At 71.8% G+C, this 16,616-nt stretch carries 13 protein-coding genes; 5 read left to right on the top strand and 8 right to left on the bottom strand.

Annotation, left to right across the window (positions count from 1 at the left end; all coding sequences use genetic code 11):
- Positions 1 to 118: 118 nt before the first annotated feature.
- Together ACFV1J_RS06795 and ACFV1J_RS06800 are read left to right on the top strand one after the other, a co-directional pair.
- Positions 119 to 727, top strand: a complete 609-nt coding sequence (locus ACFV1J_RS06795; RefSeq protein ID WP_385856172.1) for a PadR family transcriptional regulator — start codon at positions 119 to 121, stop codon at positions 725 to 727.
- A 66-nt stretch (positions 728 to 793) separates the two neighbouring features.
- On the top strand, positions 794 to 1,336 hold the full coding sequence (locus tag ACFV1J_RS06800) for an RNA 2'-phosphotransferase (protein WP_385856173.1): 543 nt from the start codon (positions 794 to 796) through the stop codon (positions 1,334 to 1,336).
- Between the two features lie 87 nt (positions 1,337 to 1,423).
- Here ACFV1J_RS06800 and ACFV1J_RS06805 read toward each other — a convergent pair whose 3' ends face one another.
- From ACFV1J_RS06805 to ACFV1J_RS06815, 3 genes are all read right to left on the bottom strand, one after another.
- Entirely contained in the window at positions 1,424 to 1,987 is a 564-nt protein-coding gene (locus ACFV1J_RS06805) for a hypothetical protein (RefSeq protein ID WP_385856174.1), read from the bottom strand.
- A gap of 73 nt (positions 1,988 to 2,060) precedes the next feature.
- The gene (gene htpX, locus ACFV1J_RS06810; RefSeq protein ID WP_385856175.1) at positions 2,061 to 2,957 is read right to left on the bottom strand and encodes a zinc metalloprotease HtpX; all 897 of its coding nucleotides are present in this window, start codon (positions 2,955 to 2,957) and stop codon (positions 2,061 to 2,063) included.
- A 270-nt stretch (positions 2,958 to 3,227) separates the two neighbouring features.
- Positions 3,228 to 4,127 (bottom strand): LLM class flavin-dependent oxidoreductase, encoded by a 900-nt coding sequence (locus ACFV1J_RS06815; RefSeq protein ID WP_385856176.1) that lies wholly within the window; start codon positions 4,125 to 4,127, stop codon positions 3,228 to 3,230.
- A gap of 204 nt (positions 4,128 to 4,331) precedes the next feature.
- Between ACFV1J_RS06815 and ACFV1J_RS06820 the strand changes: the two genes are divergently transcribed.
- Positions 4,332 to 5,309: a Cof-type HAD-IIB family hydrolase gene (locus ACFV1J_RS06820; RefSeq protein WP_385856177.1), complete on the top strand. Its 978-nt coding sequence runs from the start codon at positions 4,332 to 4,334 to the stop codon at positions 5,307 to 5,309.
- Between the two features lie 24 nt (positions 5,310 to 5,333).
- Here the strand turns inward: ACFV1J_RS06820 and ACFV1J_RS06825 are convergent, their stop codons facing one another.
- The 4 genes from ACFV1J_RS06825 to ACFV1J_RS06840 are packed head-to-tail and all read right to left on the bottom strand — an operon-like array spanning position 5,334 to position 13,257.
- A complete protein-coding gene (locus tag ACFV1J_RS06825) occupies positions 5,334 to 7,058 on the bottom strand; it encodes a GAF domain-containing protein (protein ID WP_385856178.1) in 1,725 nt (574 codons plus the stop codon).
- Between the two features lie 52 nt (positions 7,059 to 7,110).
- Positions 7,111 to 10,698 carry a thiol reductant ABC exporter subunit CydD gene (gene cydD / locus ACFV1J_RS06830; protein WP_385856179.1) on the bottom strand — a complete coding sequence of 1,196 codons (3,588 nt, stop codon included), beginning with the start codon at positions 10,696 to 10,698 and terminating at the stop codon, positions 7,111 to 7,113.
- A 39-nt stretch (positions 10,699 to 10,737) separates the two neighbouring features.
- A complete protein-coding gene (cydB, locus tag ACFV1J_RS06835) occupies positions 10,738 to 11,739 on the bottom strand; it encodes a cytochrome d ubiquinol oxidase subunit II (RefSeq protein WP_385856180.1) in 1,002 nt (333 codons plus the stop codon).
- A gap of 9 nt (positions 11,740 to 11,748) precedes the next feature.
- Positions 11,749 to 13,257, bottom strand: coding sequence for a cytochrome ubiquinol oxidase subunit I (locus ACFV1J_RS06840; protein WP_385856181.1), 1,509 nt, complete (start codon positions 13,255 to 13,257; stop codon positions 11,749 to 11,751).
- 268 nt (positions 13,258 to 13,525) lie between these two features.
- Here ACFV1J_RS06840 and ACFV1J_RS06845 point away from each other — a divergent pair, with 268 nt between their 5' ends.
- Entirely contained in the window at positions 13,526 to 13,894 is a 369-nt protein-coding gene (locus tag ACFV1J_RS06845; RefSeq protein ID WP_385856182.1) for a cyclophilin-like fold protein, read from the top strand.
- A 112-nt stretch (positions 13,895 to 14,006) separates the two neighbouring features.
- On the opposite strand, the gene hisC is transcribed toward ACFV1J_RS06845, so the two are convergent.
- On the bottom strand, positions 14,007 to 15,086 hold the full coding sequence (gene hisC / locus ACFV1J_RS06850; protein WP_385856183.1) for a histidinol-phosphate transaminase: 1,080 nt from the start codon (positions 15,084 to 15,086) through the stop codon (positions 14,007 to 14,009).
- 418 nt (positions 15,087 to 15,504) lie between these two features.
- On the opposite strand from hisC, the gene ACFV1J_RS06855 reads away from it, so the two are divergent.
- Complete coding sequence (locus ACFV1J_RS06855) at positions 15,505 to 16,605, top strand: LacI family DNA-binding transcriptional regulator (RefSeq protein ID WP_385856184.1); 1,101 nt, start codon at positions 15,505 to 15,507, stop codon at positions 16,603 to 16,605.
- Positions 16,606 to 16,616 lie beyond the last annotated feature (11 nt).

Consider the following 16,616-nt stretch of genomic DNA (forward strand, 5'->3'; position numbering starts at 1 on the left):
TCCGCGGCCGCGACCCGGCGCCTTTCGCCGTCCACCCCGCCGCACATTCCAACTTCGACATGTCGAATGTAGAAGGTCCCTCTTTGACATGTCAACAGTGGAAGGTAATGTGCTGGTCATGAGCCTGAGACATGCCGTGCTGGGCCTGCTGTCCGAAGCCCCCGCGAGCGGCTACGACCTGATGAAGCTGTTCAACGCCACGCTCTCGATGGTCTGGCCCGCCACGCAGAGCCAGGTGTACGGCGAGCTCGGCAAGCTCACCACCGCCGGCATGGTCGAGGTCACCGCCCACGGCCCCCGCGGCCGCAAGGAATACGCGATCACCGACGAGGGGCTGACGGAGCTGCGCCACTGGCTCACCGAGGTCGAGCCGAGCGGCCCGCAGCGCGATGACGGCCTGCTGCGCGTCTTCTTCCTCGGCATCGTCACCCCGCTCGAAGCGCAGACCTTCCTCCTCCATCAGGCCGAGCTCGCCGCGCGCACCCGCGCCATGTGCGAGCAGGTCGACGAGAACGCCCAGTGGGACGACGAGATGATTTCGGTCTACGGACGGATCGCCCTGGAGTACGGCCTGCGGATGTCGGCGGCCCAGGAGGAGTGGGCCCGCTGGGCGGCCGAGCAGGTGACCACCGCCAAGGCCCGACGGGCCAGCGCGCTCGCACACGCCCAGCACGAACACCCCGCGAGCAGCCACGAAGGGCACGGTGGAAAGACCGAGGGCCCGTAGGAGAGCGGGGCCGACGGGACGCAAATGCGGATGCCTCCGGGGCGCCCCGAGCGGCACCCTGGAGGCATGAACACCCAGCGCTCGGTGCGCCTCTCGAAGTATCTGTCGAAGCATTTGCGCCATGAACCGGAGCGGATCGGCCTCACTCTCGACGCCCAGGGCTGGGTGCCCGTCGACGACCTGATGGCGGCGGCCGCGGCCCATGGATTCCGGTTCTCCCGGGCCGAGTTGGCGGCCGTGGTTGCCGGCAACGACAAACAGCGCTTCACCATCGAGGACGACCGGATACGCGCCAATCAGGGCCATTCCGTACGGGTGGACCTCGGCCTGCCGCCGGCCGAACCTCCCGCGTACCTGTTCCACGGCACGGTGGCGCGCAATGTGGCCGCCATCCGGAGGGAGGGGCTCCTGCCGATGGGCCGGCACGCGGTCCACCTCTCGCCGGACCGGGACACCGCGAACCGGGTGGGCGCCCGGCGCGGCAAACCGGTGGTCCTTGCCGTGGACGCTGCGGCGATGCACCGGGCCGGACATGTCTTCCGGGTCAGCGCGAACGGCGTCTGGCTCACCGACCGGGTGCCCGCCCGGTTCCTCCGCTTCCCCGGGTAGAGCCGCCGGGCGAGACGCCGCGCGCCCAGGACAGCGACCAGGACCGCGACCAGGACCGCGACCGAGGGGACCACCCCGCCCGAGGTATCACAATCCCGGTGCGCCCCATACGGGGAACCACCGCGCCAGGTCCTGCTCGATCGTCAGATCGTCCCCGAGCATCGCCCTGACCTGGAGTTCGAGCGGATTGTCGCGCTTCTCGCCACCGCCCGGCTTCGGCGCGAAGGGGTAGAACGTGCCCCTCTTGTAGAGGTAGACCAGCGCCAGCGACCGTTGCCGGTCGTCACGGAAGCCGACCAGCGAGCACAGTAGTTGCGGGCCGAAGCCCGCCTCCTCCAGGGAGGTGTTGACCGCGTGCAGGTCGTTGACCAGGCCCGCCACGTCCTCCGGCGGATGCCGTACGAGCAGCCAGGTGTAGCCGTACGTGTCCTGGGTGAACTCCACCGGCCCGTCCAGCAGGGCCTGGGCCTCCTCCTGGATGCGGGAGAACGCGCCGCCCTCCACACTGGCGAAGCACACCGACCCGAGGCCGGTGGGCGTGAATCCGGCCGCGGCCTGCAGGGTGACCACGGCGGACGGCAGCGCGAAGAGCTGGTCCAGATCGGGGCGTACCGGCTTGCTGCGGCCGAGGAGGGCGTCCAGAAATCCCATGCGCGGAGTACTCCTTGCTCCTGGAGGGGCCGGCCCGCACCGTCAGGCCGGGCCGGTGATCGTCACGGACAGCTCACGTCCCGAGCTGCGCCGCGATCCGGCCCAGCTGGTCCAGGCGCTGTTCCAGCGTCGGGTGCGAGGACAGCAGCCGGTGGAAGCTCTCCTTGTTGAACGCCGGGGCGAAGAAGAAGGCGTTGTACGGCTGGGCCTTGCGCAGGTCTTCGGTCGGGATCCGGGCGATCTGCCCGGTGACCTTGGTCAGCGCGGCGGCCAGCGCCGAGGGACGGCCGGTCAGCAGCGCGGCGGCGCGGTCGGCGGCCAGTTCGCGGTAACGGGATAGCAGCCGGGTCAGCAGGAAGCTGATCGCGTAGACGACCGCACTGACAGCGGTGACGATCAGCACGGCGATGGCCGCGTTCTGGTCCCGGCTGTTGCGCCCGACACCGCTCCACAGGGCAGCGCGGGTGATGATCCCCGCCAATACACCGAGGAACGACGCGATGGTCATCACCGCGACATCACGGTGCGCGACGTGGGAGAGCTCGTGGGCCAGCACGCCCTCCAGTTCCTCCGGCTCCAGCCGGCGGAGCAGGCCCGTGGTGGCGCACACCATCGAGTTCTTCTGATTGCGGCCGGTGGCGAACGCGTTCGGCACGTCCGACTCGGCGATCGCGACCCGCGGCTTGGGCATGTCGGCCAGGGCGCACAGCCGGTCCACCGCGCCGTGCAGCACGGGCGCCTGTTCCGGCGTGACCTCATGGGCGCCCATGCTGAAGGCCGCGATCCGGTCGCTGAACCAGAACTGGGCGACGAACAGCGTCCCCGCGATCAGCAGCACCACCACCCAGGCGCCCTTGAGCAGGACCACCAGCACGCCGACGACCACGACGTACAGCAGCCCGATGAAGAACATCGTCGTGACCATCCGCGAGGTCAGCCCGCGGTCCGGGGCGAATCGGGTCTGCGCCATGGCTCCTCCACGAACACCGCACTTCGCGCAGTGCGCCGGTCCGCTCGCGCGCCGGTCCCGCCGGCGCGCCGCGTCCGCCACACTGCGCCGCTGTCCCGATTCTCCCTCTTCCGGGCTATATACGGGGTAAAGCGCAGGTGAGCGAACGACCGGGCGCGTCGGGCCGGGCCCGGCAGGCCGCGCGGCGTGTTTCACGTGAAACCCTCCGCAGCCCGGCCCCGCAGAGCGGCCCGCCCCGACCCAGAGTCCCCCGGCCGAGAGGCCCCGCCCCTATTCGATGCCGAGCTGCGCCAGCCCCTCCGTGGCGATCCGCTCGAAGACGTCGAGGTCCGCCGCGAAGAGCGAATCGGCGATCGGCCAGTGGATGACCAGCTCGTCGAAGCCCAGCGCGGCGTGATTCCCGGCGAAGTCCACGAACGCGTCGACGGAGTCCAGCGGCCGGTCCGGGGTGAAGCCGGAGAGCATGATCTTCTCCAGGTCGCCGGCATCGCGGCCGATTTCGGCACAGGCCTTGCCGAGCCGTTCGCACTGCCGGCGGACCGCCTCCAGCGAGTCGGCCGAGCTACCGCCGCCGTTGGAGACCTTGGGGTCGCCGGTCGTCACCCACGCCTGGCCGTACGTGGCCGCGAGCTTCAGGCCGCGCGGCCCGGTGGCGGCCACCGCGAACGGCAGCCGCGGCCGCTGCACACAGCCGGGGATGTTGCGGACCTCGTGCGCGGAGTAGTGCTCGCCCTCGTACGACACCACGTCCTGGGTCAGCAGCCGGTCGAGCAGCGGCACGAACTCGCCGAAGCGGTCCGCCCGCTCCCGCGGCGACCAGGGCTCCTGGCCGAGCGCGGTGGCGTCGAAGCCGTTGCCGCCGGCGCCGATGCCGAGGGTGAACCGGCCGCCGCTGATGTCGTCGAGGGAGATCAGTTCCTTGGCGAGGGTGACCGGGTGCCGGAAGTTCGGTGAGGTGACGAGGGTGCCCAGGCGCAGCCGGGAGGTCGCGGCCGCGGCGGCGGTCAGGGTCGGCAGGGCCCCGAACCAGGCCTGGTCGCGGAAGCTCCGCCAGGACAGGTGGTCGTAGGTGTAGGCGGCGTGGAAGCCCAGTTCCTCGGCGCGCTGCCACACCTCCCGCCCACCTTCGGACCAGCGGCGGACGGGAAGTATCACGGTGCTCAGTCGCATGCCCTCGAGCGTACGGCCGGATGGGTGTTCCCCACGATCGCCTCCGGCCACCGGGCGCCACCCGCCGTGCTGGCTTCTCCACGGTCACCCGCCCCTCACCGCACCCGCCGGCACGTCCCCGCCCCGTCGCCCGACCGCCCCGACCCCGGCTCATCCGCGCAACCCACCGCACTCCTGTGCACACCGGTACGGGAAGATGGGCCCGTGACTGATGCCTCCGCCACGCCGCCCCGGGCGCCCGAACCGGCCGTCGCCCCCGGACCGGCCGTCCTGCCCGAACCGGCCGTCGTGCCCCGGCTGATCGCCACCGACCTCGACGGCACCCTGCTGCACGACGACAAGACGGTGTCCGAGCGGACCATCGCCGCGCTCGCCGCCGCCGAGCAGGCCGGCATCGAGGTGTTCTTCGTCACCGGGCGCCCGGCCCGCTGGATGGACGTGGTCAGCGACCATGTGCACGGCCACGGCCTGGCGATCTGCGCGAACGGCGCGGCCGTCGTCGATCTGCACCGCGGCGGCCGGATCGTCGAGGTCAGCCCGCTGGACCAGGCGCTCGCACGGGAGGTCGTGGACGCCCTGCGCAGCGCCGCGCCCGGCACCTCGTTCGCCGTCGAGCGCACCAGCGGCATCCATTACGAACCGCAGTACCCGCCCCTCCTGCTGGACCCGGCCGCGGTCGTGGCGCCGGCCGAGAAGCTGCTGGCCGACGATTTCGTGGCGCCGCTGGGGCCCGACGGGGCGGGCCACCCGGCCGGCGACGCGGAGCCGCCCGCCTTCCCCGACCAGCCGGTCATCAAGCTGCTGGCGCACCACCCCGACCTCGAACCGGACGCGTTCCTCGCGCTGGCCCGGTCGGCCGCGGGCGATCTGGCGTCCTTCACCCGCTCCAGCCCCACCGCCCTCCTGGAGATCAGCGGCCCGGGCGTCAGCAAGGCCGGCACCCTGGCCCACTGCTGTGCCGCACGCGGCATCTCCCGGGAGGAGGTCGTCGCCTTCGGGGACATGCCGAACGACATAGAGATGCTGAGCTGGGCCGGCACCTCGTACGCCATGGCCAACGCCCATCCGGAGGTGCTGGCCGCCACCACGGGCCGTACCGCGTCCAACAACGAGGACGGCGTCGCGCTGGTCATCGAGCAGATCCTGCGGCGGTGCGCCGAGCGGGGTGCCGCGCGCGCCTGAGCCGCACCCGGTCGGCGCGGCGGCTCACAGCGGCGCCTCCCAGGTCACCGTCGTGCCCGCGCCGTCCAGGCCCAGCCCGGGCCCGTACGTGCTGGAGCCGCCCAGCGACTCCGCGCGCTTGGCGAGGTTCCGCAGACCGCTGCGGCGGCCGCCGGACGGGATGCCGATGCCGTCGTCGGCGACGGTCAGCCGGACCCCGTCGGTGCCGTCCGGCAGCTGGACCGTCGCGTCGACCACGACGTCGATCCGGGAGGCCTGGGCGTGCCGGAAGGCGTTGGACAGCGCCTCGCGCAGCGCAGCGATCAGGTTCTTTCCGGTCAGCTCGCCGACCCGGGAGTCGACCGGGCCGACGAAGTGGGCCGACGGCTGGAAGCCGAGCGGTACGGCGGCGGTGCCGATCTCGCGCAGTACCCGGGTCCGCAGGCCCGACGGCGCCTCCACCGGACTCTGCTGGAGGGCGAAGATCGCGGTCCGGATCTCCTGGATGGTGACGTCCAGTTCGTCGACGGCCTTGCCGATGCCCGCCGCCACCTCCGGGACGACGGACCTGCGCTGGGCGCCCTCCAGCATCATGCCGGTGGCGAAGAGCCGCTGGATCACGAGGTCGTGCAGGTCACGGGCGATCCGGTCGCGGTCCTCGTAGACCGCCAGCCGCTCCCGGACGCGCTGGGCGTCGGCCAGTACCAGCGCCAGCGCGGCCTGCGCGGCGAACTGGGTGGCCAGCGTCCGCTCGGCGGCGGTGAACGGCCGGGCGCCCCGGGCCCGTGGGGTGGCGAGGGTGCCCAGGACCCGGCCGCCGCTCTTGAGGGGCAGCAGCATGCTGGGACCGAAGCGGGCCGCGATGTCGGTGACCATCCGGGGGTCGCTGGCCGAATCGTCGACGAACACCGGCTCGCCGTCGAGGAGTTGCCGGGCCACCGGGCTGTCGGGCGGGATGTGCGTCCCCAGGATGCCGGTGGGGTCGTCGGCCGACACGGCGACGATCTCCAGCCCGCCCTCGTCGTCGGGCAGCAGCACGATGCCCGCCGCCGAATCCGCCAGTTTCCTGGCCTGTTCGGCCACCACGGCGAGGGCGTCGTCGACGTCGCTGCCCGCCAGGAGTTCGGTCGTGACCGCCACCGAACCGTCGATCCACCGTTCCCGCTGGCGGGTCGCCGCGTACACCCGGGCGTTGCCGATCGCGATGCCCGCCTCCGTGGCGAGCACCCGGACCATGTGCAGGTCCTCCTCGCTGAATTCCCCGCCGCCGCGCTTCTCGGTCAGATAGAGGTTGCCGAAGATCTCGCCCTGGACGCGGATCGGCACTCCCAGGAAGGTGCGCATCGGCGGGTGCCCCGCGGGAAAGCCGGCCGAGCGCGGGTCCTGGCCGAGGTCGGCGAGGCGCACCGCTCGGGGGTCGTGGATGAGCGCGCCGAGCAACCCCTTGTGGCCGTCCGGCAGCGCGCCGATCCGCTCGTGCTCGCGCGCGCTGACGCCGTACGTCACGAAGTCCGACAGCCCCTCGCGGGCGTCGTCGATGATCCCGATGGCGGCGTAGCGGGCATCGGCGAGTTCGGCCGCGGTCTGCACGATCCGGTCGAGGGTGAGGTGCAGATCGAGCCCCGCGCCGACCGTGCGCATCGCCTCCAGCAGCTGCGGAACCCGGGCGGTCAGCTCGGACGACAGGCCCCGCAGGCTGCGGGTGGCCTCGGTGGCGGCGTGCAGGGGGTCGGGCCCGGGCGGGTCCGTGCGGGCGGAGGCGCGGTCCATGCCCACGAGCCTAATCAGGCCCCCCATAAGAGGCCATTTACCTGCAAAAGCGTCAGAGCGCCGGTGCCATGCCGTACGCCGCGTCCACTGCCCGTTCGCGCTCCCGCATCCGCCGGAACGGGCCGTCGGCCGCGGCCAGCTCCGCCGGTGCGCCGCGCTGCACGACCCGTCCGCCGTCCAGCACCAGCACCTCGTCGACGGCGTCGAGCCCGGTGAGGCGGTGGGTGATCAGGAGCGTCGTGCGGCCCTCGGTCGCGGCCAGCAGATCGGCGGTCAGGGCATCGGCGGTGGCCAGGTCGAGGTGCTCGGCGGGCTCGTCCAGGACGAGCACCGGGAAGTCCGCGAGCAGCGCACGGGCCAGAGCCAGCCGCTGCCGCTGACCGCCGGAGAGCCGGGCGCCGTGCTCACCGACCATGGTGTCCAGGCCGTCGGGCAGCCCGCGCACCCAGTCGGCGAGCCGGGCCCGGCCGAGCGCGTCCCACAAGGCCCGGTCCGCGTCCTCGTCCGGGTCGGTGCGCCGGTCCCGCAGGGCGAGCCGGAGGTTCTCCCGCAGTGAGCTGTCGAAGAGGTGCGCGTCCTGCGCACACAGCCCGACCAGCCGCCGGACCGCATCGCCGTCCAGCACCCGGGCGTCCGTTCCGCCCAGCGCGTAGCTGCCCGCTTCCGGGTCGAGGAAGCGCAGCAGCACCTGCGCCAGGGTGGTCTTGCCGGACCCGGACGGACCGACCACGGCGATCCGCCGCCCGGCCGCCAGCGTGAGGTCCACGCCGTCCAGCGCGGGCCGGTCCTGCCCGGCGTGGCGGGCGGTCAGACCGCGTACGACCAGCGGGAACGGCGTTTCGGGAGGCGTCGCGGGGGCGGCCGGCTCGCGCACCGGGTCGGGCGCGTCCAGCACCTCGAAGACCCGCTCGGCCGCGCGCCGGGTCCGCTGCCGGTACTGCACGGCGAGCGGCAGCCCGGTCACCGCCTCGAACGCGGCGAGCGGGGTGAGCACGACGACCGCCAGCGCCACCCCGGCCAGCCGCCCGGTGTGCACCGCCTGGACGCCGGCCACCGCGGCGGCGGCGACGGTCAGCCCGCACAGCAGCGCCGAGAGCCCGGCGCCGGTGCCCGCCACGGTCGCCGACCGGGCCGCGATCCGGGTCAGCTCGCGGTCCGCCCGCCGCACCGCTTCGGTACGGGCCGGCAGCGCGCCGGCCACCGTCAACTCGGCGGTCCCGGTGAGCAGATCGACGACACGGGTGGCGAGCCGGCCGCGGGCCGGGGCCAGCTGCCGCTCCGCCCGCCGGGCCAGCGCGGCCGAGAGCAGCGGCACCCCGACGCCCGCGAGCAGCAGTCCGGCGGCGAGGATCGCGCCGGCCTCGGGCAGCAGCCAGCCGGTGAAGCCGACGGCGCCCGCACCGACCAGCGCCGCCGCCCCGGCGGGCAGCAGCCAGCGCAGGAAGTGGTCCTGTACCGCGTCGACATCGGCGACCAGCCGTGACAGCAGATCGCCGCGCCGGCGCTCGGCGAGCCCGGCCGGCGCCAGCCGCTCCAGCCGCCGGAAGACGGCGGCCCGGACGTCCGCGAGCATGCGGAGGACCGCGTCGTGGGAGACCAGCCGCTCGGCGTACCGGAAGACCGCGCGCCCGATGCCGAACGCCCTGGTCGCGGTCACCGCCACCATCAGGTACAGCACCGGCGGCTGTTGCGCGGCCCGCGAGATCAGCCAGCCGGACGTGGCCATCAGGCCGACCGCGCTGCCCAGGGCGAGGCTGCCGAGCAGCAGCGCCAGCGCGAAACGCGCCCGCCGGGCCCGCGCCGTCCGCCGCAGGCGGGCGGGGGCCGAGGCCCGGGTGGGAGCGAGATCGAGCCCGTCGCCGGGGTCGGCGGTGAGGTCCGGAGCGGGGTCGGCGGGAGCGTCCGGCGCGACGGCCGGGGCCTGCGCGGCGCCACGGCCCGCCCGTACGCCCGCGTCCACCGCCGGTTCCCGCACGCCCGCGTCCAGAGCCGGTTCCCGCACGTCAGAAGCGATGTCCGGCAGTCGCACGACCCGGTCGGCCACCGCCAGCAGCGCCGGGCGGTGGACGACGAGCAGCACGGTCCGGCCCGCGGCGAGCCGGCCGACCGCGGCGACGATCGCCTCCTCGGTCTCGCCGTCCAGGCTCGCGGTCGGCTCGTCCAGCAGCAGGATCGGCCGGTCGGCGAGGAAGGCCCGGGCCAGCGCCAGCCGCTGCCGCTGCCCGGCGGAGAGGCCGGCACCGGATTCGCCGAGCCGGGTCGCCAGGCCGTCGGGGAGCGCCTCGACGAAGTCCAGCGCACCGGCGTCGGCGAGGGCGGCGCGCACCGCGGCATCGTCCGCGTCCGGCCGCGCCAGCCGTACGTTCTCGGCGACGGTCCCGGCGAACAGTTGCGGGCGCTGGGGCACCCAGGCGATCCGCTGCCGCCAGCTGTCGGGGGAGAGCGAGGCGATGTCGTGGCCGTCGACCAGGGCCCGGCCCCCGGTCGGTGCGGTGAGGCCGAGGAGCACGCCGAGCAGCGTGGACTTGCCCGCGCCCGAGGGGCCGACCAGGGCGACGGTCTCGCCGGGGCGGACCTCGAACGAGGTGGCGGGCAACGAGTCCGCGGTCCGTCCCGGGTGGCGGACCACGAGGTTCTCGACGGTCAGTGCGGTGCCCTCGGGCGCCGGTGCGGTGCCGGGCGTCGGCAGCGGCGCCTCCAACACGGCGAAGATCTCCTCCGCCGCCGCGAGCCCCTCGGCCGCCGCGTGGTACTGCGCCCCCACCTGCCGCAGCGGCAGATACGCCTCGGGCGCGAGCACCAGCACCATCAGCCCGGTGTAGAGATCGAGTTCGCCGTTCACCAGCCGCATGCCGATGCCGACCGCGACCAGCGCGACGGAGATCGTGGCGAGCAGTTCCAGGGCGAACGAGGAGAGGAAGGCGATCCGCAGGGTGCGCAGCGTCGCGCGCCGGTACTCGCCGGTGATGGTGCGGATCGCGGCGGCCTGGGCCTTGGCCCGGCCGAAGACCTTGAGGGTGGGCAGGCCCTCGACGACATCGAGGAAATGCCCGGACAGCCGGGCCAGCAGCCGCCACTGACGATCCATCCGCGACTGGGTGGCCCAGCCGATGAGGATCATGAAGAGCGGGATCAGCGGCAGCGTGAGGACGATCGTCAGCGCGGAGATCCAGTCACCGGTGACGATCCGGGCCAGGACCGCGGCCGGGACGACGACCGCCAGCCCCAGCTGCGGCAGATAGCGGGAGAAATAGTCGTCGAGGGCGTCGATGCCGCGGGTGGCGAGCGTGGTCAGCTCGCCGGTGGCCCGCTCCGGACGCTGCCGCGCCGCCCGTTCGACCAACCGCATCCGCAGCTCGGACTTCACCGCCGCGCTGGCGCGGTGCGCGGCCAGCTCGGTGAGCCAGGAGACCAGACCGCGGCCCACGGACACCGCGGCGAGCAGTGCCAGGGGAGTGGCCAGACCGCCGGGACCGAGGCCGTGCCGGAAGGCGCCCACCACGATCTCGGCGATCAGCATCGCCTGGCCGACGACCAGGCCCGCTCCGGCCAGCCCGAGGAGCACCACCGCGATGAGGAAGCCGCGGGTGGCATGGGCGTAACGGAGCAGGCGCGGGTCGACGGGTTTCACGTGAAACATTCCATCCTGCCGGTGCCGCCCCGAGGGGCGGCGTTTCGGCTAGTGGGATTCGGCGATGTGCTGGGTGCCGATGCGCTTACGGAACACCCAGTACGTCCAGCCCTGGTAGAGCATCACGAGGGGCGCGGCGATCCCCGCACACCAGGTCATGATCTTCAGGGTGTAGGGGCTGGACGAGGCGTTGCTGACCGTGAGGCTCCAGCCCTCGTTCAGCGTGGACGGCATGACGTTCGGGAAGAGCGTGAGGAACAGCATGGCGACCGCCGCCGCGATGGTGAGTCCGGAGAAGGCGAACGCCCACCCCTCGCGCCCGATCCTGTTGGCGCCCAGCGCCGCGACCAGCGCGGCCACCGCGATGATCATGGCGATCAGGCTGCTGCCGTCGCCCTTGTCGGCCTGGGTCCAGCCCAGGAAACCGACCGCGAGCACGGCCGCGACCAGTCCGAGGACGCCCGCCGCCCTGCGCGCCCGCTCCCGGATGTCCCCCACCGTCTTGAGCGAGGCGAACACCGCGCCGTGGAAGGTGAAGAGGGTGAGCGTGACCAGGCCACCGAGGAGCGCGTACGGGTTGAGCAGATCGAGCAGGCCGCCGACGTACTCCTTGTGCGCGTCGATCTTCACCCCGCGCACGATGTTGCCGAACGCCACGCCCCACATCACCGCGGGCAGCAGCGAGGTCCAGAAGATCGCGTGCTCCCAGTTGCGCTGCCAGCGCTCCTCGGGCCGCTTGGCGCGGTACTCGAAGGCCACACCGCGCACGATCAGACAGACCAGGATCAGCAGCAGCGGCAGGTAGAAGCCGGAGAACAGGGTGGCGTACCACTCGGGGAAGGCGGCGAAGGTCGCCCCGCCCGCACTGAGCAGCCAGACCTCGTTGCCGTCCCAGACCGGGCCGATGGTGTTGATCAGTACCCGCTTCTCGCTGCGGTCGCGGGCGAGGAGCTTGGTGAGGACGCCGATCCCGAAGTCGAATCCTTCGAGGAAGAAGTATCCGGTCCAGAGGACGGCGATGAGAACGAACCAGACGTCGTGGAGTTGCACGGTCGCCTCCTAGTACGAGAAGGCCATCGGCCGGTCGGCGTCGGCGCTGTCCCCGCCGATCTTGGTGGGCGGGTTGAGGTCGTCGTCGGTGAGCTCCGGGGGCCCGGCCTTGACGTACTTCACCAGCAGCTTGACCTCGACCACGGCGAGGATCGCGTAGAGCGTGGTGAAGACGATCATCGAGGTGAGCACCTCGCCCTGGGAGACGCCGGGGGAGACGGCGTCGGAGGTGCGCAGCACGCCGTAGACGACCCAGGGCTGCCGGCCGGTCTCGGTGAAGATCCAGCCCCACGAGTTGGCGATCAGCGGGAAGCCGAGGGTGACGAAGGCGAGCGACCAGTACCACTTGCTGAGGCGGGCGCCGAGCACCTTGTTCTTGGTGAGCGCGAGCTTCGGTGGTTCCTCGTCGCCCGTGCGCAGCCCGGGCGCCAGCCAGAACTTCTTACGGGTGAGCCAGAGCCCGGCGAGCCCGATGGCGAACGACGACATGCCGAAGCCGATCATCCAGCGGAAGCCCCAGTAGGCGACGGGGATGTTGGGCCGGTAGTCGCCGGGGCCGAACTTCTGCTGCTCGGACCTGTTGACGTCGTTGATGCCGGGGACCGGCGAGGAGAAGTCGTCGTGGGCCAGGAACGAGAGCAGGCCGGGTATCTCGATGGCCACCTTGTTGTGGCCCTTCTCCACGTCTCCGTAGGCGAAGACCGAGAACGGCGCCGGCGCCTCCTTGTCCCAGAGCGCCTCGGCGGCGGCCATCTTCATCGGCTGCTGCTTGAACATGACCTTGCCGAGCTGGTCACCGCTGACCGCGGTGAGGATGCCGGCGATGACGAGGGTGATCAGCCCGAGCCGCAGCGAGGTCCGCATGACCTTGATGTGCTTCTTGCGCATCAGGTGGAAGGCGGAGATACCGACCATGAAGGCGGCGCCGGTGAGGAAGGCCGCGGTCAGCGTGTGGAAGACGACGACCAGGGTGGTGTCCTGGGTCAGCACCTTGAGGAAGTCGGTGAGCTCGGCGCGGCCGGTGGTGGCGTTGTACTTGTAGCCGACCGGGTGCTGCATCCAGGAGTTCGCGGCCAGGATGAAGTACGCCGACAGGATCGTGCCTATGGAGACCATCCACATGCAGAAGCAGTGGATCTTCTTGGGGAGCTTGTCCCAGCCGAAGATCCACAGGCCGATGAAGGTCGACTCGAAGAAGAACGCGATCAGCGCCTCGAAGGCCAGCGGGGCACCGAAGACGTCACCGACGAACCGCGAGTAGTCGGACCAGTTCATGCCGAACTGGAACTCCTGCACGATGCCGGTGACGACGCCCATCGCGATGTTGATCAGAAACAGCTTGCCCCAGAACTTCGTGGCCTTGAGGTACTGCTGCTTGCCCGTGCGCACCCATGCGGTCTCCAGTCCCGCCACCAGAGCGGCGAGCGAGATCGTCAGGGGGACGAAGAGGAAGTGGTAGACGGTGGTGATGCCGAATTGCCATCGCGCCAGTGTCTCCGGCGCCAAGGCCAGTTCCATGCCGTGCTCCTTACCTCGCCGTTTGCCAACGGCAATGTCCCTTTTGCGTCACACAAAGCGGTAAATACCGGGACGGGCTTGTGAACGCGTTCACATTCACAAGCAATTATCTCCCATGGCTCCTCGCCCTTGAGTAAGGGGGGTACGTGACTGCGGTCACGCTCGAATCCATGGCATATGAACATTTCCACGGAGGTCGCAGGCGCCCTTTCTCCGAGTGTGGACACCCTCTTCCGCGAGCCTTCAACACATTGTTGAATTCATCGCCATGAAGATCCGTATCACCTGGCCCGCCGGGCAATTGACCGCGACCCTCGACGACACCCCGAGCGCGGCGGCCCTCATGGCCGCCCTCCCGATCGACGCCACCGCCCACACCTGGGGCGAGGAGGTCTATTTCGACACCGGGCTCTCACCCGCGCTGGAACCCGACGCCCGCCAGGTCGTCGACGCCGGCACCGTCGCTTTCTGGCCACCGGGCAACGCCCTCGCGCTCCCCTACGGCCCCACGCCGATCTCCGAGGGCGACGAGCCCCGGCTGGCTTCCCCCTGCAATGTGCTGGGCCGCATCGACGGCGATCCGCGGGCGCTGGCCACCGTCCGCAGCGGCGACCCCATCCGCATAGAGCAGGCGTGAGCGACGCCGCACCCCGAGCGGAAGGCCGCGGGTCGGCGGACCCGCGGCCTCGATACCGCCGCGCAACGCCTTGCAGGGCCTTCCAGCGCGCCTGCCGGCGTCTTTCAGCGGCTTACAGCGCCTTGCGGAACTCCTCCGCCGCCTGCAGGAACAGATCCATCGCCGCGGTCTCCCCGATCGTGACCCGGACGCCCTCGCCGGCGAACGGCCGCACCACCACGCCGGCCCGCTCACACGCCGCCGCGAAGTCGGTCGTACGGTCCCCCAGCCGCAGCCAGACGAAGTTGGCCTGGGTCTCCGGCACCGTCCAGCCCTGCCCGAGCAGCCCGTCGACCACCCGCGTCCGCTCGGCCACCAGCGCGTCCACCCGCTCCAGCAGGGCCTGCTCGCTGCGCAGCGACGCCACCGCCGCGTCCTGCGCCAGCTGGCTCACCCCGAACGGCACCGCCGTCTTCCGCAGCGCCGCCGCCACCGGCTCGTGCGCCACCGCGAACCCCACCCGCAGCCCGGCCAGGCCGTACGCCTTGGAGAAGGTCCGCAGCACGCAGACGTTGGGGCGGTCGCGGTAGAGCTCGATCCCGTCCGGCACCTCGGCATCGCGGATGAACTCGCGGTACGCCTCGTCCAGCACCACCAGGACGTCGCCCGGCACCCGGTCCAGCAACGACTCCAGCTCCGCACGGCGGACGACCGTACCGGTGGGGTTGTTGGGGTTGCAGACGAAGATCAGCCGGGTCCGGTCGGTGATCGCCGCGAGCATCGCGTCGAGATCGTGCACCTCACCGGAGGTCAGCGGGACCTGTACGGAGGTGGCCCCGGACACCTGGGTGATGATCGGGTACGCCTCGAACGACCGCCAGGCGTAGATCACTTCGTCGCCCGGGCCGGCCGTGGCCTGGATCAGCTGCTGGGCCACACCCACCGACCCGGTGCCGGTCGCCAGGTGCTCCACCGGCACCGAGAACCGGTCGGCCAGCTCCGCCATCAGGCCCGTGCAGGCCATGTCCGGGTAACGGTTGAAGGCCCCCGCGGCGGTCACCGCGCTCTCCAGGACACCCGGCAGCGGCGGATAGGGGTTCTCGTTGGAGGACAGCTTGTAGGTGACGGGACCGTCGGCCGGCGCCGGCCGCCCCGGCTTGTAGGTGGGGATACCGTCCAGCGCCGTACGCAGCTTCGGGGTCTTCTCGCTCACCGCAGGTCCTCCTCGACCGTCCCGTCCATCTCCAATACTGCACACCTTAAGAGGATTGACCCGTTCGGCGGCAGCCCCGGCCGGAACGCGTGCGCGCGGCGCAACCCTCCGCACCCGTGCACCAAGATCACCCGGACGGGGCCAGCGCGAGACCTGAGGGGCGCGCCCCGCTCGCCGCCGCGCGCCGGTGGCCTGCGCCGTGGCGCGCATCCCTCGTCAAGGTGACTTGAGACCTCTTCGAGACCTGAACCGATCGACAGGTCGAGCCGGTAAATCTCCCCTCAAACAGCTAGTGCAACCCACAACTACCTTTATTCGTAAGGTATTTGACGGTAAATCACCTTGCAGAAACGTGCCTTTCCGCCATCGCAGTCAACGCCCCGCGAATGGCCCTACCGAGCCCTACTATCGGCTCGCCATGACAGCAGCAGGGAAGCACCAGGTGAGCCGGGCGACCGGCCGCCGGCTGGGGCGGGCGGGCATCCGCGATGTGGCCGCCGCAGCCGGTGTGTCGATCACGACCGTCTCCGACGCGCTCAACGGCAAGGGCCGGCTTCCGGATGCCACCCGTAGCCATGTCCGCGAGGTGGCCGACCGGCTGGGCTACCGCCCGTCCGCAGCCGCCCGCACCCTCCGTACCGGAAAGTCGGGGCTCCTCGGCCTGACCGTGACCACGTACGGGGATGAACCTTTCACCTTCACCGAGTTCGCGTACTTCGCCGAGATGGCCAGAGCGGCCACCTCCGCGGCCCTGGCCCGCGGCTACGCGCTGGTCATCCTCCCCGCGACCTCCCGGCACGACGTGTGGTCCAACGTCGCCCTGGACGGCACCGTCGTCATCGACCCCGCCGACGGCGACCCGGTCGTGACCGAACTCGTCCGGCACGGCATCCCGGTGGTCTCCGACGGCCGCCCCGGCGGCGCCCTGCCGGTCACCGGATGGGTCGACAACGACCACGAGGCAGCCGTCCTCGGCCTGCTCGACCACCTCGCCGACGCCGGCGCCCGCCGCATCGGCCTGCTCACCGGCACCACCACCGACACCTACACCCGCCTCTCGACCACCGCCTACCTGCACTGGTGCGAGCGGGTCGGACAGGACCCGGTCTACGAGTCGTACCCGGCCCACGACCCGTGCGCGGGCGCGGTGGCCGCCGACCGGCTGCTCGCCCGCCCGGACCGGCCGGACGCCGTCTACGGCCTCTTCGACCCCAACGGCACCGATCTGCTCGCCGCCGCCCGGCGCTACGGCCTGCGCGTCCCGGAGGACCTGCTGCTGGTCTGCTGCAGCGAGTCCACCGTCTACGCCACGACCGAACCGCCGATCACCACGCTCTCCCTCAAACCGCGCCGGATCGGCACCGCCGTCGTGCAGATCCTCATCGACGCCATCGAGGGACTCGACACCGGACGCCCGATCGAGCAGGTGATACCGACCGATCTGATCGTGCGCACCTCCTCCCAGCGACGGTCCCCGCGCACGACCGTCAGCCCGCCACGAGGACCGGCCGGCGACTGAACGTGCCGCCG

The organism is Streptomyces sp. NPDC059649 (assembly GCF_042734445.1).
Classification (GTDB): domain Bacteria; phylum Actinomycetota; class Actinomycetes; order Streptomycetales; family Streptomycetaceae; genus Streptomyces.